Annotated in this window: 18 protein-coding genes and 1 pseudogene; 11 read left to right on the plus strand and 8 right to left on the minus strand. The window is 69.2% G+C overall.

Going from position 1 to position 22,847, the window contains the following annotated elements; translation table 11 throughout:
• Positions 1-2 precede the first annotated feature (2 nt).
• Positions 3-830: a PaaX family transcriptional regulator C-terminal domain-containing protein gene (locus AB0I49_RS01030; protein ID WP_363224592.1), complete on the minus strand. Its 828-nt coding sequence runs from the start codon at positions 828-830 to the stop codon at positions 3-5.
• Positions 827-2,461, minus strand: coding sequence for an AMP-binding protein (locus AB0I49_RS01035; protein WP_363224593.1), 1,635 nt, complete (start codon positions 2,459-2,461; stop codon positions 827-829). The genes AB0I49_RS01030 and AB0I49_RS01035 overlap by 4 nt, the downstream gene beginning before the upstream one ends.
• Positions 2,462-2,613: 152 nt before the next feature.
• Between AB0I49_RS01035 and AB0I49_RS01040 the strand changes: the two genes are divergently transcribed.
• Both AB0I49_RS01040 and AB0I49_RS01045 read left to right on the plus strand, forming a co-directional pair.
• Positions 2,614-3,849: an acyl-CoA dehydrogenase family protein gene (locus AB0I49_RS01040; protein WP_363224594.1), complete on the plus strand. Its 1,236-nt coding sequence runs from the start codon at positions 2,614-2,616 to the stop codon at positions 3,847-3,849.
• Positions 3,846-4,265, plus strand: a complete 420-nt coding sequence (locus tag AB0I49_RS01045; RefSeq protein ID WP_363224595.1) for a RidA family protein — start codon at positions 3,846-3,848, stop codon at positions 4,263-4,265. Before AB0I49_RS01040 ends, AB0I49_RS01045 begins: the two co-directional genes overlap by 4 nt.
• Positions 4,266-4,274: 9 nt before the next feature.
• Here AB0I49_RS01045 and AB0I49_RS01050 read toward each other — a convergent pair whose 3' ends face one another.
• Positions 4,275-4,436, minus strand: coding sequence for an Rmf/CrpP fold protein (locus tag AB0I49_RS01050; RefSeq protein ID WP_363224596.1), 162 nt, complete (start codon positions 4,434-4,436; stop codon positions 4,275-4,277).
• Positions 4,437-4,512: 76 nt separating this feature from the next.
• Here AB0I49_RS01050 and AB0I49_RS01055 point away from each other — a divergent pair, with 76 nt between their 5' ends.
• Positions 4,513-5,442: a LysR family transcriptional regulator gene (locus AB0I49_RS01055; protein WP_363224598.1), complete on the plus strand. Its 930-nt coding sequence runs from the start codon at positions 4,513-4,515 to the stop codon at positions 5,440-5,442.
• A gap of 198 nt (positions 5,443-5,640) precedes the next feature.
• The gene (locus AB0I49_RS01060; RefSeq protein WP_363224599.1) at positions 5,641-6,825 is read left to right on the plus strand and encodes an NAD-dependent formate dehydrogenase; all 1,185 of its coding nucleotides are present in this window, start codon (positions 5,641-5,643) and stop codon (positions 6,823-6,825) included.
• An 84-nt stretch (positions 6,826-6,909) separates the two neighbouring features.
• Here the strand turns inward: AB0I49_RS01060 and AB0I49_RS01065 are convergent, their stop codons facing one another.
• Positions 6,910-8,196 carry a S1 family peptidase gene (locus AB0I49_RS01065; RefSeq protein WP_363224600.1) on the minus strand — a complete coding sequence of 429 codons (1,287 nt, stop codon included), beginning with the start codon at positions 8,194-8,196 and terminating at the stop codon, positions 6,910-6,912.
• A 68-nt stretch (positions 8,197-8,264) separates the two neighbouring features.
• Positions 8,265-8,759, minus strand: a complete 495-nt coding sequence (locus AB0I49_RS01070) for a hypothetical protein (protein WP_363224601.1) — start codon at positions 8,757-8,759, stop codon at positions 8,265-8,267.
• Between the two features lie 540 nt (positions 8,760-9,299).
• Here AB0I49_RS01070 and AB0I49_RS01075 point away from each other — a divergent pair.
• The 4 genes from AB0I49_RS01075 (at position 9,300) to AB0I49_RS01090 (ending at position 14,335) form a co-directional block, all read left to right on the plus strand.
• Entirely contained in the window at positions 9,300-12,530 is a 3,231-nt protein-coding gene (locus AB0I49_RS01075) for an ALF repeat-containing protein (RefSeq protein WP_363224602.1), read from the plus strand.
• 91 nt (positions 12,531-12,621) lie between these two features.
• Positions 12,622-13,017 carry a hypothetical protein gene (locus AB0I49_RS01080; RefSeq protein ID WP_363224603.1) on the plus strand — a complete coding sequence of 132 codons (396 nt, stop codon included), beginning with the start codon at positions 12,622-12,624 and terminating at the stop codon, positions 13,015-13,017.
• Positions 13,018-13,065: 48 nt separating this feature from the next.
• The gene (locus AB0I49_RS01085) at positions 13,066-13,461 is read left to right on the plus strand and encodes a hypothetical protein (RefSeq protein WP_363224604.1); all 396 of its coding nucleotides are present in this window, start codon (positions 13,066-13,068) and stop codon (positions 13,459-13,461) included.
• A gap of 199 nt (positions 13,462-13,660) precedes the next feature.
• Positions 13,661-14,335 (plus strand): restriction endonuclease, encoded by a 675-nt coding sequence (locus AB0I49_RS01090; RefSeq protein ID WP_363224605.1) that lies wholly within the window; start codon positions 13,661-13,663, stop codon positions 14,333-14,335.
• Positions 14,336-14,378: 43 nt separating this feature from the next.
• On the opposite strand, the gene AB0I49_RS01095 is transcribed toward AB0I49_RS01090, so the two are convergent.
• Together AB0I49_RS01095 and AB0I49_RS01100 are read right to left on the minus strand one after the other, a co-directional pair.
• On the minus strand, positions 14,379-17,765 hold the full coding sequence (locus AB0I49_RS01095) for a caspase family protein (protein WP_363224606.1): 3,387 nt from the start codon (positions 17,763-17,765) through the stop codon (positions 14,379-14,381).
• Positions 17,731-18,111, minus strand: a complete 381-nt coding sequence (locus AB0I49_RS01100; RefSeq protein WP_363224607.1) for a hypothetical protein — start codon at positions 18,109-18,111, stop codon at positions 17,731-17,733. The genes AB0I49_RS01095 and AB0I49_RS01100 overlap by 35 nt, the downstream gene beginning before the upstream one ends.
• 1,441 nt (positions 18,112-19,552) lie before the next feature.
• On the opposite strand from AB0I49_RS01100, the gene AB0I49_RS01105 reads away from it, so the two are divergent.
• The 3 genes and pseudogenes from AB0I49_RS01105 to AB0I49_RS01115 all read left to right on the plus strand — a co-directional run.
• The gene (locus AB0I49_RS01105; RefSeq protein ID WP_363224954.1) at positions 19,553-19,954 is read left to right on the plus strand and encodes a hypothetical protein; all 402 of its coding nucleotides are present in this window, start codon (positions 19,553-19,555) and stop codon (positions 19,952-19,954) included.
• Entirely contained in the window at positions 19,951-20,331 is a 381-nt protein-coding gene (locus AB0I49_RS01110; protein WP_363224608.1) for a hypothetical protein, read from the plus strand. The genes AB0I49_RS01105 and AB0I49_RS01110 overlap by 4 nt, the downstream gene beginning before the upstream one ends.
• A gap of 283 nt (positions 20,332-20,614) precedes the next feature.
• Positions 20,615-20,841 (plus strand): annotated as a pseudogene (locus AB0I49_RS01115) (IS630 family transposase); the annotation flags it as partial.
• Positions 20,842-21,239: 398 nt separating this feature from the next.
• Here AB0I49_RS01115 and AB0I49_RS01120 read toward each other — a convergent pair.
• Positions 21,240-22,769 carry a UDP-N-acetylglucosamine 1-carboxyvinyltransferase gene (locus AB0I49_RS01120; protein ID WP_363130918.1) on the minus strand — a complete coding sequence of 510 codons (1,530 nt, stop codon included), beginning with the start codon at positions 22,767-22,769 and terminating at the stop codon, positions 21,240-21,242.
• Positions 22,770-22,847: the final 78 nt, after the last annotated feature.

Consider the following 22,847-nt stretch of genomic DNA (forward strand, 5'->3'; position numbering starts at 1 on the left):
CGTCAGGAAAGCCACCGCGCCACGTACACCGCGCCCGCGTCCCGCAGCTTGCGGTGCAGCGCGCCGAAGACCTCCGCCGCCCGCGCGCCCGGCCAGTCCGGCGGCAGCAGCGCGGGCGGCAGCCCCGGATCGGCGTAGGGCAGCTGCCGCCAGGTGTCCAGCGCGAGCAGATAGTCCCGGTAGGCGTCGGCGGGCGGCACGACGCGGCGGCGCGCCCAGCGGCCCAGCACCGGCTCGTGCGCGTCCAGGAACGACTGGTGCCGCTTGGCCAGCCCCGTCAGGTCCCACCACCGCGCCACCGCGTGCGCCGTCGGCTCGAACCCGGCGTGCTCGCCCCGGAAGAGATCCACATAGCCGTCGAGGCCCAGCCGCTCCAAGGTGTGCCGCGTCTCGTCGTGGACGTGCGCCGGAGCGATCCACACGCCCGGCGCCGCCGTGCCGAACCCCAGCCGGGCCAGCCGCGAACGCAGCAGATGCCGCTTGTTGCGCTCCTCCTCCGGGACCGAGAAGACCGCGAGCAGCCAGCCGTCGCCGCACCGCGCCGAGGGCCGCGTGTAGATGCGCCGGTCGCCGTCGTCGAGGAGCTGCCGGGCGTCGGGGGAGAGCGCGTACCCGGCCGCCCCGCCCGCCGTGCGGTCCGCGACCAGCAGCCCGCGCCGTTTCAGCCGGGAGACCGCCGACCGCACCGAGGGCGGGTCCACGCCCACGGCGCCCAGCAGCCGGATGAGGGCGGCGACCGGTACCGGGCCGGCGGGGGAGTTGGCGTCCCCGCGCCCGTACGCGCCGTAGAACGTGACGATGAGGGAACGGGGAGCGTGCTGGTCGGTCACGGGGGAAACTGTAAAGCGCCGCCGCGCAGCCGAAAGCGCTGGAGCTTGCCGGTCGGCGTGCGGGGGAGCGTCTCGGCGAACACGATCTCGCGCGGACACTTGTAGGGCGCGATCTCCTTCTTGGTGAACTCGCGGAGCGCGGCGACGGTCTCCGCGGTGCCCGCCAGGCCCGGCCGCAGCACCACATGGGCGACGACGATCTCCCCGCGCTCCGCGTCCGGCCGCCCCACCACCGCCGCCTCGGCCACATCGGGATGCCGGGACAGCGCGTCCTCGACCTCGGGGCCCGCGATGTTGTACCCGGCCGAGATGATCATGTCGTCGGCGCGCGCCACATAGCGGAAGTAGCCGTCGGGCTCGCGGACGTAGGTGTCCCCCGTCAGGTTCCAGCCGTCCTGTACGTACCCGCGCTGCCGGTCGTCCGCCAGATAGCGGCAGCCCGTGGGCCCGCGCACCGCGAGCAGCCCCGGCGAGCCGTCCGCCGCCGGCCGCCCGTCCGCGCCGACGACCCGCGCCTGGAACCCGGGCACCGCGACGCCCGTCGTGCCCGGCCGGACGGCGTCGTCGGCGGCCGAGATGAAGATGTGCAGCATCTCGGTCGCGCCGATGCCGTTGATGATGCGCAGGCCGGTGGCCTGGTGCCAGTCGCGCCACAGGGCGGCCGGCAGATTCTCCCCGGCGGACACGCACCGGCGCAGCGACGACGTGTCGTACGAGCCGAGCTTGCCGAGCATCGCGCGGTAGGCGGTGGGCGCGGTGAACAGCACCGAGACGCGGTGCTCCGCGATGTGGGCGAGCAGCCGCTCGGGCCCGGCCCGGTCCGTGAGGAGCGCGCAGGCCCCGACGCGCAGTGGGAAGATCACCAGTCCGCCGAGCCCGAAGGTGAAGCCCAGCGGGGGGCTGCCCGCGAACACGTCGGTGGGCCGGGGCCGCAGCACATGCGCCGAGAAGGTGTCGGCGATGGCCAGCACATCGCGGTGGAAGTGCATGCAGCCCTTGGGACGGCCCGTCGTGCCCGAGGTGAAGGCGATCAGCGCCACGTCGTCGGCGGCCGTCGCCACCGGCTCGTACGACGCGGGCTTGCCGGCGGCCAGCCGCAGCAGGTCACCGGGGCCCTCGCCGCCGTACTCCGTCACGCGCAGCCCCGGTATGTCCGCCCGTACGAGGTCGTCGAGGCAGTCCGCGTCGCACAGGGCGTGCCGTATACGGGCGATGCCGCAGATCGTCGCCAGCTCGGAGGCGCGCTGCGCGGCCAGCACGGTGACGGCCACCGCGCCGGCCTTCATCACCGCGAGCCAGCAGGCGGCCAGCCAGGGCGAGGTGGGCCCGCGCAGCAGCACGCGGTTGCCGGGGACCACCCCGAGATCGAGGGTGAGGGCGTGCGCTATCCGGTCGACGTGGCCGCGCAGCTCGTCGTACGACCAGACGCCGCCCGCCCCGTCCAGCATGGCCGGGCGTCCGGAGTCCGGGCCGAGCCGCCGGACGGTGGCGTCGAGGAGTTCGGCGCCGCAGTTGAGCCGTTCGGGGTAGTGCGGGGCGGGCGGCTCGTGGAGCAGCTGCGGCCACTCGTCGGCGGGTGGCAGGTTGTCGCGCGGAAAGGTGTCGACGTGGGCCGAAGGACTGAGCTCCATGACGCATGCGCCCCCTTGCGCCGTGCTTGCGCGGAACTTGCGCCGGACTTGCGACGAAATGGGAAGTGGGGGTCTTGCAGGCAGCGACGATCCAGTGTCAGCGTAACGTCTTGGTGACGGCAGTCAACAGACCGCGATAAAGGAGGCGCCCGGTGACCACCCCCTTCGCGCTTGAGCCGCACCAGCGGCAGTGGTGCACCGAACTGCGCGCCCTCGCCGCGGAACACCTCCGTCCGCTCGCCTCCGAGGGCACGCCCGGCCGCGTCAACCGGCCGCTCGTCACGGCCCTGGGCGACCTGGGACTGCTGGCCCGGGTATTCCCGGCGGAGGGGCCCGTACGCGCCATGGACCTGTGCCTGCTGCGCGAATCGCTCGCCGCCGAGTGCACGGAGGCCGAGACGGCCCTCGCCCTCCAGGGCCTCGGCGCATACCCCGTCGCCCTCTCCGGCACCGCCGAACAGCGCGCCCGATGGCTGCCGGAGGTCGTCGCGGGCCGCGCCGTCGCCGCCTTCGCCCTCAGCGAGCCCGACGCGGGCTCCGACGCCGCCGCCCTCGCCCTGCGCGCCGAGGCGGACGGCTCCGGATGGCGGCTGACCGGCGAGAAGTGCTGGATCTCCAACGCACCCGAAGCCGACTTCTGCACCGTCTTCGCCCGTACGACCGCGGGCGCGGGAGCCCGTGGCGTCACCGCCTTCGCCGTACCGGCCGACCGCCCCGGCCTCGCCGGCGCGCCGCTCGACATGCTCAGCCCGCACCCCATCGGGACCCTCGCCTTCGACGGCGTCCCCGTCACCCGCGACGACCTGCTCGGCGAGGTCGACGGCGGCTTCCGCGTCGCCATGCGCACCCTCAACCTCTTCCGGCCCAGCGTCGGCGCGTTCGCCGTCGGCATGGCGCAGGCCGCGCTCGACGCGGCGGTGCGGCACGCGGGGGAACGGCAGGCGTTCGGCGGCCCGCTCAAGGACCTCCAGGCCGTCTCCCACCAGCTCGCCGAGATGGCGACGCGGACGGAGGCCGCGCGGCTGCTGGTGTACGCGGCCGCGGGGGCGTACGACGCGGGGGCTTCCGGCGCGGCGGCGTACGACGCGGGGGCCTCGGGCGCCGGGGCCGTCGGCAGCGTGGCGAGCAGCTCGGCCATGGCCAAGCTGCTCGCCACCGAGACGGCCCAGTACGTGGTGGACGCCGCCGTCCAGCTGCACGGCGCGCGGGCGCTGCGCCGCGGCCACCTGCTGGAACACCTCTACCGGGAGGTGCGCGCGCCGCGCATCTACGAGGGGGCGAGCGAGGTGCAGCGGACGATCATCGCGAAGGAGCTGTACCGGGGGCGGGCGCAGGAACCAGCGGGCCCCGTCGGGGTGCTGAACGAGTCGCAGAAGGAGGACCGATGAGTGACGAGCCCGCCGGGCCGGAACTGGTGCGGATCAACCCGGCCGAGCTGTCGCCGCCCACCGGGTTCACGCACGCCGTGACCGCCACCGGCGGCCGGCTGGTCTTCCTGGCCGGGCAGACGGCGCTGGACGGGGACGGCAAGGTCGTCGAAGGCGGCCTGGTGACGCAGTTCGAGCAGGCGCTGACCAATCTCCTGGCGGCGCTGCGCGCGGCGGGCGGGCGCCCCGACCAGCTGGCCAGGGTCACGGTGTACGCCACCGACGTGGCCGCGTACCGCGCGCACGCGCCCGAACTCGGCCGCGTATGGCGGAGGCTGGCGGGGAGCGACTACCCGGCGATGGCGGTCATCGGGGCGGCGAGGCTCTGGGACGAGCAGGCGAAGGTGGAGCTGGACGGCATAGCGGTCCTGCCGTGACCGACGGGCTCACGCCTCCTGGCCTTGGGAGCGGGCGGCGGCGAAACCGCGCAGCCAGGCGGCTCGCAGGGGATCGCCGGCCGGGTACGGGCAGTCGGCGCTGCTCTCGCCCAGCTCGTGGGCGAGCCGCCCCTCCTTGAGCGCTGCGATCAATTCGCCGCGTGCTGCCATGGAACTCTGCCTTCCAGTTCATCCGATGTCGTACACAAGTTTGGCGTGTCCCTCCAAGATCGGGTAGACCAGGAAGGTGCTGTTTCGCCAACTCGAATATCTGGTGGCGCTGTCGCGGGAGCGGCACTTCGCCCGCGCCGCGCAGGCGTGCTATGTATCCCAGCCGGCCCTTTCCGAGGCCGTACGGAAGCTGGAGGACGAACTCGGCGTGCCCCTGGTCCGCCGGGGCCGGAAGTTCGAGAGCCTCACACCGGAAGGCGAACGCATCGTCCTCTGGGCGCAGCGCATCCTCGCCGACCGCGACGCCCTCACCGACGAGGTCGACGCCCTGCGTACGGGCCTCAGCGGACAACTGCGCGTCGGCTCGGTGCCGACCGCCGCGACGGCCGTATCGCTGCTCACGGAACCATTCTGCACGGAACATCCGCTGGCCAGCGTACGCGTTCTGTCCGATCTCAGATCGGAGGATATGCTCCGCAAGATCCAGGATTTCGAGATCGACGCGGGAATTACTTACCTGCGCGCTGGAATTTCGGAGAAATTCCAGGTGGTTCCGCTTTATCGGGAGCGCTACGTTCTGCTGACGGGAACGGCCATAGGGCGCCCCGGAGCCCGTAACGCGACCTGGGCGGAGGCGGCGCGGCTGCCGCTGTGCCTGCTGGTCGGCACCATGCAGGGCCGCCGCGTGCTGGACGAGATCTTCGAGGCGGCGGGGGCGCGGGCGGAGCCGGAGGTGGAGACGGACTCGGTGGCGTCCTTGTTCGCCCACGTCAGGACGGGCCGCTGGGTCGGCGTGGTGCCGTACGCGTGGCTGCACGTGTTCGGGGTGCCGCGCGGGATGCGGGTGCTGCCGCTGGTGGAGCCGGATCACACGGTGCCGATGGGGCTGGTGACGACGGTGCGGGAGCCGGGGTCGGTGATGGCGCGGGCGCTGGCGGAGCTGGCGCGCAGGACGGATGTGGCGGCGGTGCTGGAGCGCTTGCCGACGGATTCCCTGACGGGCTGAGCGCGGCTGAGGCGTGCTGCTGGGGATATTGACGGGCGTACTGATAGGGCGGGCTTATCACGCATTCCAAAATGCCTCTTTGACGGTGCCGGGAAACGGGACCAGGGTGGAGAGCAGTTCGGAATTCGGCGCACGGCCGAAGAAACATCCGGCGCCGAAGAGACATCCGGCAGCTTCCGCAGCGCAGAGGAGTTAATAATGGCGAAGATAGTCTGTGTTCTGTACCCGGACCCGGTGGACGGTTTCCCGCCGAAGTACGCTCGGGACGACATTCCGGCCGTGAGCGGCTATCCCGGCGGACAGACCACGCCCACCCCCGACGCCGTGGACTTCACCCCCGGCGAACTGCTCGGCAGCGTGTCGGGCGAGCTCGGCCTCCGCACGTTCCTGGAGGAGCGCGGCCACACGCTGGTCGTCACCTCGGACAAGGAGGGCCCGGACTCGGAGCTGGAACGCGAACTCCCCGACGCGGACGTCGTCATCTCGCAGCCGTTCTGGCCGGCTTACCTCTCCAAGGCGCGCATCGCGAAGGCCCCCAACCTCAAGCTCGCGATCACGGCGGGCATCGGCTCGGACCACGTGGACCTGGACGCGGCCATGGAGCGCGGAATGACCGTGGCGGAGGTGACGTACAGCAACAGCATCAGCGTCGCGGAGCACGCGGTGATGCAGATCCTCGCGCTGGTCCGCAACTACCTCCCGTCCCACAAGTGGGCGGCCGAGGGCGGCTGGAACATCGCCGACTGCGTGAGCGACGCGTACGACCTGGAAGGCATGAACGTCGGCGTCATCGCCGCCGGCCGGATCGGTATCGCCGTCATGCGCCGTCTGGCCCCCTTCGACGTCAAGCTGCACTACACGGACAAGCGCCGGCTGCCGCGCGAGACCGAGGAGGAGCTGGGGCTGACGTACCACCCGGACGCGCGGTCGCTGGCGCGCGCCGTCGACGTGGTCTCCATCCACTGCCCGCTGCACCCGGAGACGGAGCGCCTCTTCGACGAGGAGCTCATCGGGAGCATGAAGCGCGGCTCGTACATCATCAACACCGCGCGCGCCCAGATCGTCGACCAGGACGCGGTGACGGCCGCCCTCAAGTCCGGCCAGCTGGCGGGCTACGCGGGCGACGTGTGGTACCCGCAGCCCCCGCCCGCCGACCACCCCTGGCGAACCGCCCCCCACAACGGCATGACCCCGCACGTCTCCGGCACCACCCTCTCCGCCCAGGCCCGCTACGCCGCGGGCACCCGCGAGATCCTGGAGGACTACCTGGCCGAACGCCCGATCCGCGACGAGTACCTCATCGTCGACGGCGGCAGCCTCGCAGGCACCGGCGCGGCCTCATACACAGCAGGCAGCGGCACGGCCCCCGGCGTCAGCGCATAACCCCCACGCGAAACAAACCCCACCGCAGAACGGGCCGGACGGCACACCAGCCACCCGGCCCGCTGTGCTGCGCACGCCCCCATGTCAGCCCACGAGTTGGATTTCGCCGTGGGTTCCGGTGCCGTCGACGCCCGGGTAGTAGCTGAGTTCGCCGTCCACCCATCGCACCAGAACGTCGTTCGGACGGCTGTTGGCGGCGAAGGCCCCGACCGTGAGCACCCGGGCGTTCTTCCAGTACGGGTTGTCCTTGCGCTCGGGGAACAGCGTCTTCTCCCCGTGGAACCCGTCCCGGTCGACATGGGCGTACTCGGTCACCTCCCCGTCGACCCAGCGCACCACCAGCCCGTCACTGCCGCTGCCCGTGAAACTGCCGGCCGTGATCGCCCGCGCGTACTGCCAGGTGCTCCCCGCCTGCGCGAGCTGGTACTGCGTCGAGAACGGGTACTTCGGGTCCTTGTGATCGGCGCCCTGGTAAAGGGTGACCGAACCATCCGCCCAGCGCACGATCATGTCCATGTGCCGCTTGCCGCCGGCCGAGCCGCCCGTGAAGTAACCCGAGGCCAGGTAGTCCGCCTTCTTCCAGTCCGCCCGCGGCAGCAGCGTGCGCGAGGAGACCGACTGGACCCAGTCCGCGACGTCGTCCACGCGGGTCTCGACGGCGTCCGTACGCGTCTCCTTCTCGTCACTGCCGAAGCAACCCCCCTGCCAGGCAGTGGAATTGACGGCGACCAGCTCGATCCGCCCACCGGACTCCCGGAATGCCGGCCCGCCCGTGTCCCCCCTGCAGACACTGGCCGCACCGGAAACCTCGGCACTGAGGCCGACAGCGGTGTCCTTGACCGAACCCACCGCGAACGCGGCGGAATGCAGCCGGTCGGGTACCCACTCGTCCTTGGTACGGCCATACCCGGCGACACGCACCTCCTCGCCCTCGCCGGGCACGGACGTCCCCACCGAGACGGGGGCGATACCCGTGACGGGCCGGGCCAGTTTGACCATCACAAGGTCGCGATCACCACGCGGTACGAGCTCCACCGCGTCCACCACCGCACCCGCCCCGCCCGTGAGATCCGTACGCCCGACGGTAACGACCGTCTTATCCTTCGGTGCACCCCCGGCAATCTGAAAACCCCGCTCCGGATCATCCGCAAAGCAACGAGAAGCGGTCAGCACCCACTGACTCTCGACCAGCGCCCCCGAACAACTGCGCTTGCCATCACCGATGGCAAGCTTCGCGGTGAACGCGTACTGACCGTCCTTGGCCTCGTCGCCGACCACGGCGTGTGCCTGCGTACTGGTTAACAGTCCGGCGATGATGCCGGTCGCGAGGAAACCCGTCGCCCACGCGGAGCGTGCAACCTTGCCAGACATGTGTCTTCCTTGACTATTTCTTTGGGATTTAGAGTGCAACTCGGTGTCCATGGCAGTCGGCGTGGCCGTCACTTCTTGGCGACGATCTCCAGCAGGGTGAAATCGCGTCCCTGGGGGTCGGATGCCTCTCCGACCGAGGTCCACTTGTCCTTGTCCAAACTGAAGGTTTTCTCAGAATCAGCTGTGATCATGTTGAGGTTGACCGCGTAGTCATTGCCCTTTGCCGTGTACACGGCAGGAAGTTCCAGGCTCAAGTAGCCCGCCTTCCCCGTGACACGGAAGCAGAAGTGCCGTTTGCCGGACGTGTCCGCAGGGTCCGTGCTCCGCGCGTACACCTCGACGAGTCCGGGGCGGCCGTCGCACGTAGTGAGCGTGATGTGCCCGTCGCCGCGTTTGAGCTTGATGCCGCGTTCCTGGAAGATCTTGTCGGCCTGGGGGTAGTCGAAGTCCTCCACGGCCGACGGGGGAGAGTCCGTGCTCTCGGCGATCGCCGTCGCGGAGCTGCCCAGCGCTGTGGCGCCGAGGACGGCGCCCACGGTGAGCAGGCGAGAAGTAGGTCTCATCGATCCTTTGTCCTTCGTGGTGGGCGGAGCGAAGAAGACACCCGTGACAGCGCGCGGGCGTGTCTCACAGGCAAATGAAAAATGGGCTGGCTGAGGCGGAGGCTGCGGGGATGTGGTGTATGGCCCATTGGCGGCACGGCGGCCTCGGCTCGGCGACCTATTGATATCACTGACTCGGGTGAGTGGCGAGGCCCGGTTTGATGGCGCGTCGCTCCTGGGGGATTCAGCTGGCACAGTCCCGTGACCGTTGCGTGATGCAGCATCAATTCCTGAAGAATTCCTGAAGATTGGCCTGGGGTGAACCGGGCAACGGGGGTCCCTGCCTCTTTGGGCAAATGCATTGCAAAGATCGTTCGGCTTCCGTTTCGCTATATGATCAGGCGCGGCATGCTGCGGCAAGTGCCGTTGCGTGGGGGTGCGTTCGGCACGGATCCCGTGATTCTTCGAAGGGAATCAACCGTGAAGAGACCTTTATCGAGTGCGCTGCGCGCACCACGTCTGCGCCTGAGACTTTCCGCCGCCACAGCTCTCGCACTGGCTGTGACCGTGTTCGGCACGACGGCTGCGCACGCGCTGCCGGCCGAGGCGACGGACCCCGGCCCGCCGCCGAACGCACGCGCGCAGGTGGTCGATGCGTGGCGGCTGGGCGGCCGGGCGACCAAGGACGCGGCCGCGAACGCGTTGGCCGGCACCGACGCCGACATCAGCAAGTTCCTGTCCACCGGCCTTGAGCGCGCTTCGGTCGAGGACGAGCGGTTCGCCGTCGTGAAGATGCTCAGCTTCGCCGGCAAGGGGGTCCGCGAGGCCGCGCAGAAGGCGCTGAACGGATCGGACGCGGACCTCAAGGAGTTCGTGAAATCCGGGTACGAGGGCCCGCTGGCGGACGACCGGCGGGTCGCGGTCGTGGAGGCGATGAACGGCGCCGGCCGCGGGGTGCGCAGGGCCGCCCAGCGGGCGCTCGACGACGGTTCCGCCAAGGCGTTGGACACGTTCCTCTCCGTGGGCCGGGCCGGGGCCCAGGAAGAGGACGACCGCTTCGAGCTCATCAAGATCATGGACGCGGGCGGCCCGGAGGTGCAGAAGGCCGCGCAGCGGGCGATGGACGGAAGCGCCCAGGACGTAAGGGAGTTCCTGGAGACCGGACAGCAACTGGCCCGGTCGCGGGACCAGGAGACTCTGACGGTCGCTCAGCTCGCGCAGGTCGCCGAGGACGCGGGCAAGCGGGCCAAGGCGCAGACGGACGCCGCCAAGGACGCTTCCGATCGTGCCGAGGACGCCGCGCGGATGGCCAAGGAAGCCGCGCAGAAGGCAGCCGAGGAGACCGCGGCGGCGAAGGGTGATTCCGAGAAGGCAGGGCAGGCCGCCGGACGGGCCGCGCAGGCGGCCGAAGGCGCGGCCGACGCCGCGCGGACGGCGATTCAGGCATCCGACACCGCGGTCTCCGCGGCTCGTACGGCCGCGAGCGCCGCCCAGGCCGCCGCCTCCGCGGCCGCCGCCGCGGGGCAGGCCGCCGCACGTGCCTACAACGCGGCCTCCGCGGCCGGGAAGAACGCCGGCGAGGCCAAGGCGGCGCGCCAGGCGGCCCAGGCAGCACGTGACGCGGCCGCGGGGGCGCGCTCCGCGGCGTCGGCGGCCTCACACGCGGCCGACGCCAGTGCAGAGGCCGGGCGTTCCGGCGCTGCCGCCGCGCGGGCCGCGCAGAACGCCGCCGACGCGGCGGACGCCGCCGCCTCGGCCGGCAGCTCGGCCGGCGAGGCCACGGCCCAGTCGCGCAGGGCCCGTGAAGCCGCGGCCGTCGCCCGTAGCGCGGCCGCTACCGCCACCCAGGCGGCGGGCCGGGCCGAATCACTCGCCTCCCAAGCCGCTGCCGCGGCCCGTTCCGCACAGCAGAGCGCCAACAGCGCCGCCGACCATGCGGAGAAGGCGGCCAAGGCCGCCGACGACGCCGCGAATGAGGCGGGCAAGGCCCAGGACTGGGCGAACAAGGCCACCGCGCATGCCAACGCGGCCGTCGAGGCGGCGAAGACGGCCTCCGACGCCGTAGCGACAGCGCAGAAGGTCGAGAAGCTCGCTCGTGAGAGCGAGAAGGCCCAACTCGACGACAACACCACGCTTGGTATGGCGGAAGCCAGGGACATCGCGAAGGCCGATCAGGAGGACCGCGACCACCAGCTCGCTCAGAAGAACCAGGCGGCCGCCATCGACCAGGCGACCAAGGATCTGCTGAAGAAGGCGGCCGCGTCCGGTACCGACACCGCGGCTATGGCCGCTCTCGGCCGCAAGGCCGCCGTCAACTTGCTGTCCGCCAGCGGCGCCTGGACCCGCCAGGCTGCCGAGACCGCCCTCTCGGGTACCGACGAGGACGTCGCCGTCTGGGTCAGGACGGACTACGAAAAGGCCCTGCACCAGGACGACCGGGAGCGGGTCCTCTACCTCGCCAAGATCGGCGGCCCCCGGTTGGCGGAGGCCGCCCGTAAGACGCTGGAGGGCGACGACGCGGGCGTGGAGACGTTCCTGAGCCAAGGCGTCTACGACGTTCAGGCCGAGGACTACCGCGTTCAGGTGGCCAAGCTCATGAACGGGGCGGGCAGGGCCGTCAAGAACGCGGGAAGCGCCGCCATCGACGACGGCAGCACCAAGGCTCTTTACGACTTCCTGCTCAACGGCTACCGCACGGCGCTCGAGGAGGACGACCGAGTCGAAACCGCCACGGTCATGCACGACGCCGGTCCCAATGTGCAAGCCGCCGCTCAGGTCGCGATGGACGGTCCCGCCTGGATGCAGCACCGGTTCGTCATCCGCACGCAGTACACGTCGGCTCAGATGGATCAGGACACCGCAGCTCACGTGGCATCTGTACGCGCCCTGATCGCCACGGCCGCCCGTACCGCCGCCCTCGCGAACCAGAACGCGGCCGAAGCCTCCGCGGTAGCCGCCACGGCCCACAACAGGGCCGACGAAGCCGGCGAGTGGGCCGACAAGGCCCGCACCTCGGCTACGCAGGCCAAGGGGTACGCCGACGAGGCACAGGACAAGGCCCGCGAGGCCGACAAATCGGCGGCCGACGCGGCCGATTCGGCCAAGAAGGCCAAGAACGCCGCGAGCACCGCTCGTCAGGCCAGCCGCCAGGCCAACTACTCGGCGAACCAGGCCGCCGTCTCGGCGGAACAGGCCGTTTCCTCAGCGGCAAACGCACGCACTTCGGCCGCCGACGCCGGCAGAGCGGCCACCGCCGCCGGCAAGGACGCCAAGGAAGCCGCACAAGCCGCGAGCGAAGCTCACGGAATCGCCGCCCAGAAACGGCGTCAGGAGCAGGCCGCAGCCGCGGCCAAGGCGGCGGAACAAGCCCGGGAAAACGCCCAGAAGGGCACCGACCCCGCCGACAACCCCAGCAACGACTCCGTTCATCCACCTGGCAAAGCCAAGGATGACGGATGGGACCTCGACGATTGGGCGGGGGCGTTGGGGACGGCAAGCACAACGTCTGGATTGTTGGCTGCAACACTGTCACCTTTCCCTGGGGCGAATCTCGCCTCTCCTTTTTTGGCGGGTTTCTCCAAAGGGGCAGGAATTCTCAGTGTCGCGCTCTACGGCATTTCTGACGGGTTCGGTAGCGAGAAATTCATAGAAGGGGTGGTTGAATTGACCATCGGGAAAGTGGGGGCGGATTTCGGTGAAGAGGTCCTGAAAATTGGGGGTGTGGTGTTCACGAAGGTGGACAGAGCTGTCTATGACGCGATTTCTCCCTTGGTCACCCTGTTGTCCGGATGACTGAGAATGCTCTGTTGAGCTCAAGGGAAATAGGGAAATAGAATGCCGCGGGGCCCGTGCAGGCGGGCCCCGCTGACCCGAGGAAAGTAACGTGGAACCTCCTGTTATATCCATGCCTATGTGGTGGATCATCGCTGTGATCAGCGTGATTGTATTTCTGGTATTTTCCATCACTCTCATGCCTAACCGGCGTTACAAGATCCAGGTGTCTTCGTCTCCGGTGGCTGGGGCGTCAGTCGCCTTGGTGGCCGGAATTGTGAAGCATATGGATACGCATACTTTGCTGGCGCTGTATTCGAGCGCGATGCTTGGAATCCCTCTGGGGATGCTGGGGAACCGGCGGGAAGTGAGAGAAAAGGCTCAGGATATAGCGATCCATGGAGATCGTCCGGAGAATAAGTTGTCCCGCAGGGCTTTGGTGCAACTTCTGGCGACGCTGGCTGCTACGGGGGCGCTCGCAGCGTGGCTCTCCACGGCAAAGCCGTAAAACAGTACGCGGCACGCCCCGGGTCGATTTCGAGTAAAGGCAGAAGATATGGGACTCCCCTTCATTTCGCTGAATTTTTGGTGGGGTGCATCCGTCACGGTCACGGCGATTTTTCTGGCATTCTTCATTCCACTCATGCCGAATAAACAATACCGCATCCGAATGCTCCTTGCGCCCGTGTTGGGTATAGCATTCTGCGTGATCGCTGCCATGGCGAAAGGGCTGGGAGCAGGGGAAGTGCTTCCGATGTACTCGTTCGCAATCTTGGCATTTCCCGCCGGCTTCATCGGGCATCGCAGAGAGTTCAGGAAACGGCTTCTGGACAGGGTGGCGAATGGCGAGAGCCCGGCGAACGGCCTGTCCATGCTGATGCAGTTGCAACTGGTCTTGGTGATCGCGGTTGCCGCATCGATCGGGGCGCTCTTTTCCATGTCGGCACCGTGATGCGGCTCGGCGGAGTGGAACGGCCGGGGGAGCAAGGCAGTCCCTGACGGGGCACGTTGTCAGTGGTGGGTGCTGTCATAGAGGTGGGGAGACTAGGGAAGAGGGGGAACATGACGGGGAGTTGGGGGTACAGCGGTGGTGGTTGTGGGGGGCTGGTAGTGGGCGGGGGGCCGTGGCGCGGGGTGGCGGGAGGGGCTCGGTGAGCCCGCGTCGTCGGCGGCGGAAGAAGGACGGGGATCTGCTCGTCGTGCTGGGCGCGCTGGGCCTCGCCGCATTGGTGCTGGTCAAGGTCGGACAGTGGGCGTGGGCGCACTGGTGGGTCCTGATCGTGCTCGGACTGCCGGCGCTGTGCGTACTCGTCGGCTTGGCGTACCGGCAGGTTGACCGGATGCGATCCGCGCGGATGCGGGCCGCGAGCCTGACCTACTCGCTCGGCCAACTGGACGCCATGCACCACAGCGCCTTCGAGGTCGCCGTACGCGACCTGCTCGCGCGGGACGGCTCACGCGACGCGCTGCGTTGCGGCGGCAGGGGCGACCTCGGCGCCGATGTGAAGGGGCACGATCCCGCCGGCCGGTTCTGGGTGCTGCAGTGCAAGCACCGCAGCAAGGGACTGGACGGTTCCGCCATCGGAACCCCGGAGTTGCAGACGCTCAACGGGACCGGCCGCCCGGTGCACGGCGGTGACGTCGTCGTCATGGTGACGAACGGGAAGATATCCGGCCCCGCTCGCGACTTCGCCCGGCAGCAGCGCCTGCACCTGGTCGACCGCCACGTGCTGGACGAATGGGCCCGGGGCAGACGGCCGCTCTGGGAGATCCTTCCGGCCGTTCCGCCGCCCCGGAAGCCTCCGCGTCTCCGCCGAGCGCCATGAGCCGCGCCCCATGAGCCGAGCCCCATGAGCGGTACCCGACCGTTCAGAGGCGCCGGTGCACGCGGGATGCGACTCCGTTCCCGCCGTTCCCGCCGTCCCGCTTCCGGGCGAGCTGGTCTTGCAGCAGCGCGTGACGGAACTGGTACCTGGGGCCCTCCGCGCGCAGGATGCGATGGTCGTAGGCGTCCTTGAGGAAGCGCATGCCGAGCAGCGGGAAGCGGCCGGTCGCCCACAGCTGGACGAACAGGAGAGTGGTCCGCCAGTGGTCCGACACGGTGATGCCGCCGGCCGTACCGAAGGGAACGGCCGCGCCCACCACGACGAAGGGCAGGGAGGCGACGCCGGCGTCGTTCTTCACGAGGTGGTTCAACCCGGCCGCCAGCCCCAGGAAGAGGCCGAAGAGGGTGCCGCAGACCATGGCGAACCAGCGCTCCTGGCGCCATGACGTGTGCGGGTCGGTGACCGGGTCCGCATGAGCCTTGGGGCGTGCCGAGGCGACGATGAGGGAGAGCAGGAGCGCGCCGATGATTCCGGCAGCCTGTCCTTGGAGGAGCGAATGTCGTTCGCGCCAGTAGAGCAGGCCCAGGTAGAGCCCGCCCGCGGTCGCTGTGCCCAGCAGGGCCCAGGAGCGCAGCCCCTGCCATCTGGACAGGATGGTCCACCCCGGAGCCGCCGGCACACGCGCGGCCGCGAAGGCGGCCGCCCCGCCGACGGCCAAGGTGGCGAGGGCGGCGGAGAGGTAGTCCAGGAGCGACCCCGCCTCGACGCTCCACCTGCCGAGACTCATGCTGAGGATCACGATGCCGGCCATCGCGCCTACGGGCAGGTTGAAGTTCCGTCGCCCTCTGCTGCCGGGCACGCAGAGCCTTCCGCGCCGCCGCGGATCGGGGTCGCGGAACTCCGTGATGGTCCCCACCACCGTACCGACGCCGATGCCCATCAGGATTCCGAAGGCGATTCCGCCGCCGACCCCGGAGAACCACGGCTCGTTGGTATACCCACCGAGGCCGAAGGCCACGACGCCGCCGAGCACGCCGACGGTCAAGCCGACCAGCGCTGTCATGAGCACACGGGGCCAAGCCGGCGCCCACCACTGCATGCGGCGCCAGTCGATGCTGCGCTCACCGCGCCGGACCATGATGGCGGCGAGGTTGCCGAGCCACTGCTCCACCTGTTCCGGCGCGTACGACGGGTGGGCGGCAGGCCGTCCGGACGCGCTGTAGCGCACGGTGATCAACCGGCTGAAGAGGTACTCGACGACCTCGTCCCGCGACCCGAACCGCCCCGGCACGAGCATCTCGTCCACGTCGGCGATCCGGTCGTCGGGAAAGGCGTCACGCATGAGCGTGAGTGTCAGCGGCGTGTCCAGGGCCGCGGAGACGACGCTGTCCTGCTGCTCGTTGAGGTGCGCGATGAGCCGCCGCCAGGGCTCCGGAGCCGGCACGGGCTGGCAGTGCTCAAGGAAGCCGACCGCGTCGGCGCGCGTCACCGGCGACAGTTCCAGCGCCGCCGCCCCATGCAGGAGTCCGGACCGTACGGCCTCCTCGTACTCGTGCGGGCGGGAGAAGAGTATGACGCGGTACGCGGCGTGGCGGTCGATCTCCCGGAGTGCGGCCTGGCGCAGGGCGGGCGCCATTTCGTCGAATCCGTCCAGGAACAGCGAGATGACGCCGTCCTCGACCAGATGGGCCGCGCTCTCGCGTGCGAGGCGGTAGTCGTCCGTGAGCCGGCTGACCAGCCAGTCGTTCAGGTCCCGGCCGTCCCAGCCCACGACGCTCAGCAGAACCGGCACCGGGCAGTTCGCGCGCTCGGCCGGGGAGAGCCCCCTGCGGTGTTCCAGGGCGCGCAGCAGGGTGAGCACCGCCGCGTCGGACTTCCCGCTGCCGGGGGCGCCGAGGACGACGGTCCTGCCGGAGCGCAGCCCGCCGTAGACATGGAAGAGGCCCTTGGCGCCTCCCTCCCGTACGGTGCCGGCCTCGGCCGTGCGGACGCCCGGAACCAGCGGGATCAGGAGCGGGTCGTCGGCGTTCCCGAAGGCAGCCGACTCCGGCCCCGTCACCGCGCGACGTGTCCATGTCCAGCGCAGCGGGATGGGCGCCGGATGCAGCCCCCGGTCGAGCGCGGCCCGCCTCCACTGCTTCTCCCCTGTGGCCGCGAAGGCGTCGAGCATCGCGGCGGGCGAGAGCCGGTCGGGCTTCTTCGTTCTCGTGAAGACGAATCCGGGGTGGACGTGGGCGTCGACTCGGGCGTCGTCTCGGCCGTCGACCGGGGCCCCGCCGCCCGGCCCGCCCGCCGGAGCGGCCCCGGAGCCAGCTGCCGCACCGCCCGCCGGACCGGCTCCGGCAGAAACGGGCGTGCCCTTCGGGGCGGCGCGCGGACCGCCGTCCGCGGCCTCCTCCAGAGCCCGGTGCGCGGCGCGGGCGACGCGCGGGGCGTCCTCCCGCGCGATGGCCCGCAGCCGCTCCGAGGCCGCCAGCACCCGGGCCGGGTCATCGCATGCGAGCCACTCGGCCAGCTCGTTCACCGCGCCGAGGCGTACGTACGGACGTCCGTCCTCCAGCGCTTCGACCAGTCTCTCCGGCAGCGGGGCCGCACTGACCGGGACGCCCGCCGGGTTGCGCGCGAGCCAGATCGTCCCCTCGCCGCCGAACAGCCAGCGCTGCGGGGTCTGGTTCTGGTTCCGCGCCTGCACGTAGTCGAACGCGTACTGGTACGCATCCTCTACGGACACCCAGCCGTCCTGATTCGTGTCCGCGGCACCGGTGCGCAGGCCGTTCACCAGCCCGGCCGTGAACACCGACGCGGCGTTCCGCGCCTCGCCTCCGGTTCCCCCGGCCCCGCCGGAGCCGGTGAGCAGCGACGCTCCCTCGAAGGAGTACTCGCCCTCCCGCGAGGCGGTCAGCACCATTCTCCCGCGCCCCTGGCTGGACAACTGCTGCTCCAGAAGTAGCCCGTCGCCGCCGCCCTTCGCGCCGAGAGTGAATCCCCCGGAGAAGCAGCAGTCCAGGATCAGCACTTGGCGTTTGGCCCGGCACTCGTCCAGCCGGTCGGTCAGCCACTTCGACGGCACGCCGGTCGAAGCCAGCAGGTCCTTTTCCGTGTCCGAGGCGGCGAAGTACAGCTGCCCGCGCCCGTCCTGCACGCCATGGCAGGAGAGGTACACCACCAGCAGTTCGTCCGGCCCGCGCCCGCGAAGGAAATCATGTGCCCCGCGCCGCAGTTGGCGCTCCGTGGGATTGCTGAGCGTGGTGACCCGGAACCCTCCCACCTCGGGGGAGCTCAGTACGTCGGCCAGCTCGCGCGCGTCCTGGACCGGGGAACGCAGTTGCGCCAGCGCGCGGTCCTGATACTCCGATGTCGCGACGACCAGCGCCGAACGCGGGCCGCCCGACAGCTCAGGGGCGGGAACCGAGACGTTCGAGGTAGACATCGATCAACTGCTTCTGCTGGTCGTCCGAAATGCCCGTCACATTCAGCCGTACACCGTCGATTTCGATCTCGGCCGACCGCACGGCGTCCCGCGCCGCCCACCTGCGCACGGCCTCCACGAGATGCCGGACCGCGACCGAGACGCCCATGCGCACCAGCAGCGTACCGACGGCCGCGCTCAACCCCTTCGCCCCCGCCGGAAGATGCTCTGACGCCGCCAACTCGACGTCTTTTACATCGAGTTCGAGGAGCTCCCGGCGCAACCCCCGCGCCAGTGAGGTCAACTCCTGCGCGTCGTAGTCCTGGCCCGCGGCGATCCGTACGGTGACAATGCCTTCCCCGTTCAATTCCAGCCCTCCCTCTTGCCCCCGGGCAGGCCGCTCCGAGGCGGTTCACGCGAAACCTCGGGAACGGCCAGCATGTCACCCGGGCGGTCCGCCATGAAGGGGCGCGATGGCCGACACCGGTCGTGTGGTGCTTCTTCGGCCAGCCCTCATTCTGACGGACCTCGTCAACGAAGCACAGGGCGCCGTGAGTTGGCGGCGCTACAGCCGCGTCACGGTTCAGCGACAAGGGGCAAGGGACTCGCGAACTCGCGAAGCGGCCTCCAGTCCCGCACCCCTCAGATGTACCGGGGGAGACAAGCGAAGACGGTGAGCCCCGACCATGAGTGGACGCCCTATAACAGCGAGCGTCCCGTCGCGCGAGCCTGGCGAGCGACGGCGTAGGAGCTGATCGAGGGGCTCGTTGCTGAGGGATGGGTCCGGATTGCCGACCTCAATTGCGGCGAGATCGCGGAGTGGCGGCGCGTCGCCAACTATGCGAAGCGGGGCGGCCTCGAACTGGCAGGCAGCTGCTTTGAGTAACGTGCACATCCGGCGGTGAACGTACGTCTGGTGGCGAAGCGACTTCAGGCGATCGCGGGGCCATGCTGAGTGGCTGGTCAGGCGGCTTGATGGTTGGCTCGATGGGGGCGAGATCGTCGAGGATTTTGCCGTGCCCAGCAGTCGCGCTCAGCTACGAGGCGCCCAACAGATTCGTTGTGGTACAGGGCTCATTGTGGTGTTGCCCTGCTGCGACGGCGGCTGCGTTCGCTGCTGGGGAGCGTTGGTCCGTATATGGTCCGCATCTTGGCGTCGCCAATGAGTTGCTGCCTCCGATGCTTTCGCCGTCGCGCCGGTACCGATGGACTCGGTGGGGGCTCGATGCTCACCCGTCCATGCCCTCTACGGCTTACAGAACCGTCGTGCTCCGGCTGGAGCGATCTTCTCTCGACTCTCGGCACGGCCCGTCGTCGGCCGTGCCTGCCTACGCCCGCGACGCCGCCAACCAAGCCGAAGCCGAAGCAGCACGCGCCCGCGGCGCAGCGGCCGAAGCCGACCAGCACGCCTCCGCCGCCAACAGTGCTGCCGACCTCGCCGAACACGAAGCCACCGTCGCCCAGGGCGCCGCAACCCAGGCACAGAAGGACGCCACCGACGCCGGCAAGCTCGCCGAATCCGCCGAAACACACGCCAAGTCGGCGGAAGAAGCAGCAAAAAACGCCGACAAATATGCCCATGAAGCTGACGAGGCAGCCAAGAAGGCCGAGGAATACGAGCGCGAGCAGGAACGCAAGCGCCGCGAAGAAGCCGTCAAACAAGACGGCAACGGTGACGGGGGTGACTCCAAGTCGAGTGAGGAAGAAACGGATATTCTTAGACACGCTGGGTTTCCTGTCGATGGGCTCGAGGGAGCTCACGAGATGGCGGGTCAGTCCATTTCTGACTTGGCGAGCCGCGAGAGGTCATTGCTACCCGGGCATGGACCGAGAGTCGCAACGTCTACAATCTCACCGTTGACGAAACTCACACGTACTATGTGCTGGCGGGCAGGACTCCAGTCCTCGTTCACAATAGCAATGGATCTTGTGGTATCACTGGTGTATCCAACCTTCACGGGAAGACTCTGGGCGAAGCCGAGCAGGGCATATTTGGTCAAGGCTTCTCGTTCACGTCGGAGACCAAGGGTGGATACCGCTGTTACGACCACCCTGACGGTAGTCAGGTCTGGATCAGGCCGAACGGCGAGGTGATGAGACTTGGGCCCTCGATTGATGCTGGTCCGAACCAGAAGAACTACCGTCAGAGGTATGGTCCGGATGGCCAGATTACGCAGGAGCATTCAACTGGGGAGATGGTGATTCGGTGAGTTCACTGCAGACATTCCTTGAAGTCGCCTCAGGTTGCCAGGGGTATTTTCTGGATCGTCTCTCACTAGAGCGCATCGATGACATCGATGCGCTGGAGATCGGTCTTCGCTGGGGTCCCGAGAAGCCGGATGTGACGCTCGCATTTCGGGACGTCTACTTTTGCTCGATCGAGCGGCCTCCGGGTCCTGGTGACGCGCCGCTCGATCAGGTAGCTGCAACGCTACTGGAACCGAGCAATTCGTCCTGGCCTGAAGGGCTGAATCTCGAACTGATTCGCTCGTCGTCACTCCCGGCGTTGGTTTGGTTTCGAACGGAAGGGCCAGTGCAAGTCAGCGTGCTTGCTGCGATCGCAAGCGCGTCGTTCGAGGTTATGTAAGCGACCACAAATCTGAAGCCCGTCGGGCAGAGTGGTTTGCAGCGGTGTGCTGGGGGCATGGGGACCAAGCTGCAGCCGCTGGAGCTGACGAAGGACGAGATCGAGATCCTGCGCGGTTGGGCGACGCGTCGTTCGACCGCGCAGGGCCTGGCCAAGCGGGCTCAGATCGTGCTGGCATGTGCCGAGGGCCGCAGCAATACCGCGGTCGCTGCCCCCCTGGGGGTGAGCACGTGGCGGGCGCGTTTCCTCGTCCGCCGGCCGGAGGGACTGTGCGACGAGTCCCGATCCGCTGCTGATCGACAAGATCCGCGATGTGGTGGGGCTCTACCTGCCCCGCCGGCGAAAGCAGCGGTCTTCTGCGTGGACGAGAAGCCCGGGATACAGACCCTGGAGCGGACCGCGCCGGTACTGCCGATGATCCCCGGCACGCCGGAACGACGCAGTTTCGACTACGTCCGGCACGGCGCCGTGGACCTGTTCGCGGCACTCAACACCGCTACCGGCATGGTGATCGGGGCATGCTCACGACGTCACGCGGCAGCAGACTTCCGGCCGTTCACATGGGCCAAGACCGCCGACCAGATCATCGACCGCATCTGCCGCTACTGCACACGAATCTCCGGACCGGCTCACCAGGAGTTGGAGGCGGGCGAGTCGGTCGTCTCTCTGGCCCGGTGGCTCGGTCACTCGGACCCTGGTTTCACGCTCCGGAAGTACGCGCACTTTCTGCCGCGCGCGGGGGCACGGGGCAGCGTCGCCATCGACGCGGTCTTTGCATAGTTGTAGCCGGGGCGGCCGGGAACTGCCCGATCCTGGCCCGAAGTCCCAGAGGAGTCCCAGAGGTGCCGACGCGCCCCCTCCCGGCCCGCATGCGTGCAGGTCAGGTTAGGTGCGGCGGCCCGCCTCCCTCAGATGTCCCGGAACGTCTCGATCTGGGCGCCGATCGAGTTGAGGCGCTCGGCCAGGTCCTCGTAGCCGCGGTTGATGACGTACACGTTGCGCAGGACGGAGGTGCCCTCGGCGGCCATCATGGCGAGGAGGACGACGACGGCGGGGCGCAGGGCGGGCGGGCACATCATTTCGGCGGAGCGCCAGCGGGTGGGGCCTTCCACCAGTACGCGGTGGGGGTCGAGGAGTTTGACGTCGGCGCCGAGGCGGGTGAGGTCGGTGAGGTAGATGGCGCGGTTGTCGTAGACCCAGTCGTGGATGAGGGTCTGGCCCTGGGCCGCGGCGGCGATGGCCGCGAAGAAGGGGACGTTGTCGATGTTCAGGCCCGGGAACGGCATCGGGTGGATCTTGTCGATCGGGGCGCGGAGCTTCGACGGGCGTACGGTCAGGTCGATGAGCCGGGTGCGGCCGTTGTCGGCCGGGTACTCCGGGGTGCGCTCGTGGTCGAGGCCCATCTCCTCCAGGACCGCGAGCTCGATCTCCAGGAACTCCACCGGAACCCGACGGATTGTCAGCTCCGACTCCGTCACCACGGCCGCCGCCAGCAGGCTCATCGCCTCCACCGGGTCCTCCGACGGCGCGTAGTCCACATCGCGGTCGATGTGGCGCACGCCGTGCACGGTCAGCGTCGTGGTGCCGACGCCCTCCACCCGTACGCCCAGTTCCTCCAGGAAGAAGCAGAGGTCCTGGACCATGTAGTTTGAGCTGGCGTTGCGGATGACGGTGACGCCCTCGTGCCGGGCGGCGGCCAGCAGCGCGTTCTCCGTCACCGTGTCGCCGCGCTCGGTCAGCACGATGGCGCGGGTGGGGGCCACGGACCGGTCGACCTCCGCGTGGTACGTGCCGTCCGTCGCCGTCACCTCCAGGCCGAAGTGGCGCAGCGCCGTCATGTGCGGCTGCACGGTCCGGGTGCCGAGGTCGCAGCCGCCCGCGTACGGGATCTTGAACCGGTCCAGCCGGTGCAGCAGCGGGCCGAGGAACATGATGACGCTGCGGGTCCGGCGGGCCGCCTCGGTGTCCATGGCGGCGAGGTCCAGTTCGGCCGGCGGCACGATCTCCAGGTCGTTGCCGTCGTTGATCCAGCGGGCCCGTACGCCGATGGAGCCGAGCACCTCCAGAATCCGGTAGACCTCCTCGATCCGGGCCACCCGGCGCAGCGTCGTGCGGCCCGCGTTGAGCAGCGTCGCGCAGAGCAGCGCCACGCACGCGTTCTTGCTCGTCTTCACGTCGATGGAGCCCGAGAGCCGGCGCCCGCCGACTACGCGCAGATGCATGGGTCCCGCGTACCCGAGCGAGACGATTTCACTGTCGAGCGCTTCACCGATTCGGGCGATCATCTCAAGGCTGATGTTCTGGTTGCCGCGCTCGATGCGATTGACCGCGCTCTGGCTGGTGCCCAGAGCCTCCGCGAGGTGCGTCTGGGTCCATCCCCGGTGCTGTCGGGCGTCGCGGATGAGCTTGCCGATGCGGGCGAGGTACGCGTCTGTCATGCGGCAGACGGTATCTCAGATATGAGATTCCCGCCTAATCGACGGTTGTTCTACTACTATGCAAACAACAGGGAGAAC

Origin of the sequence: Streptomyces sp. NPDC050617, from assembly GCF_040654795.1 — a bacterium.
In the GTDB taxonomy this organism is placed as follows: Bacteria; Actinomycetota; Actinomycetes; order Streptomycetales; family Streptomycetaceae; genus Streptomyces.

What these genes read in the sequence shown, in the direction of transcription:
- AB0I49_RS01035 (WP_363224593.1), bottom strand. Translation starts at nt 2,461, where the DNA reads ATGGAGCTCAGTCCTTCGGCCCACGTCGACACCTTTCCGCGCGACAAC.
- AB0I49_RS01045 (WP_363224595.1), top strand. Translation starts at nt 3,846, where the DNA reads ATGAGTGACGAGCCCGCCGGGCCGGAACTGGTGCGGATCAACCCGGCC.
- AB0I49_RS01050 (WP_363224596.1), bottom strand. Translation starts at nt 4,436, where the DNA reads ATGGCAGCACGCGGCGAATTGATCGCAGCGCTCAAGGAGGGGCGGCTC.
- AB0I49_RS01060 (WP_363224599.1), top strand. Translation starts at nt 5,641, where the DNA reads ATGGCGAAGATAGTCTGTGTTCTGTACCCGGACCCGGTGGACGGTTTC.
- AB0I49_RS01065 (WP_363224600.1), bottom strand. Translation starts at nt 8,196, where the DNA reads ATGTCTGGCAAGGTTGCACGCTCCGCGTGGGCGACGGGTTTCCTCGCG.
- AB0I49_RS01070 (WP_363224601.1), bottom strand. Translation starts at nt 8,759, where the DNA reads ATGAGACCTACTTCTCGCCTGCTCACCGTGGGCGCCGTCCTCGGCGCC.
- AB0I49_RS01085 (WP_363224604.1), top strand. Translation starts at nt 13,066, where the DNA reads ATGGGACTCCCCTTCATTTCGCTGAATTTTTGGTGGGGTGCATCCGTC.
- AB0I49_RS01095 (WP_363224606.1), bottom strand. Translation starts at nt 17,765, where the DNA reads ATGTCTACCTCGAACGTCTCGGTTCCCGCCCCTGAGCTGTCGGGCGGC.
- AB0I49_RS01120 (WP_363130918.1), bottom strand. Translation starts at nt 22,769, where the DNA reads ATGACAGACGCGTACCTCGCCCGCATCGGCAAGCTCATCCGCGACGCC.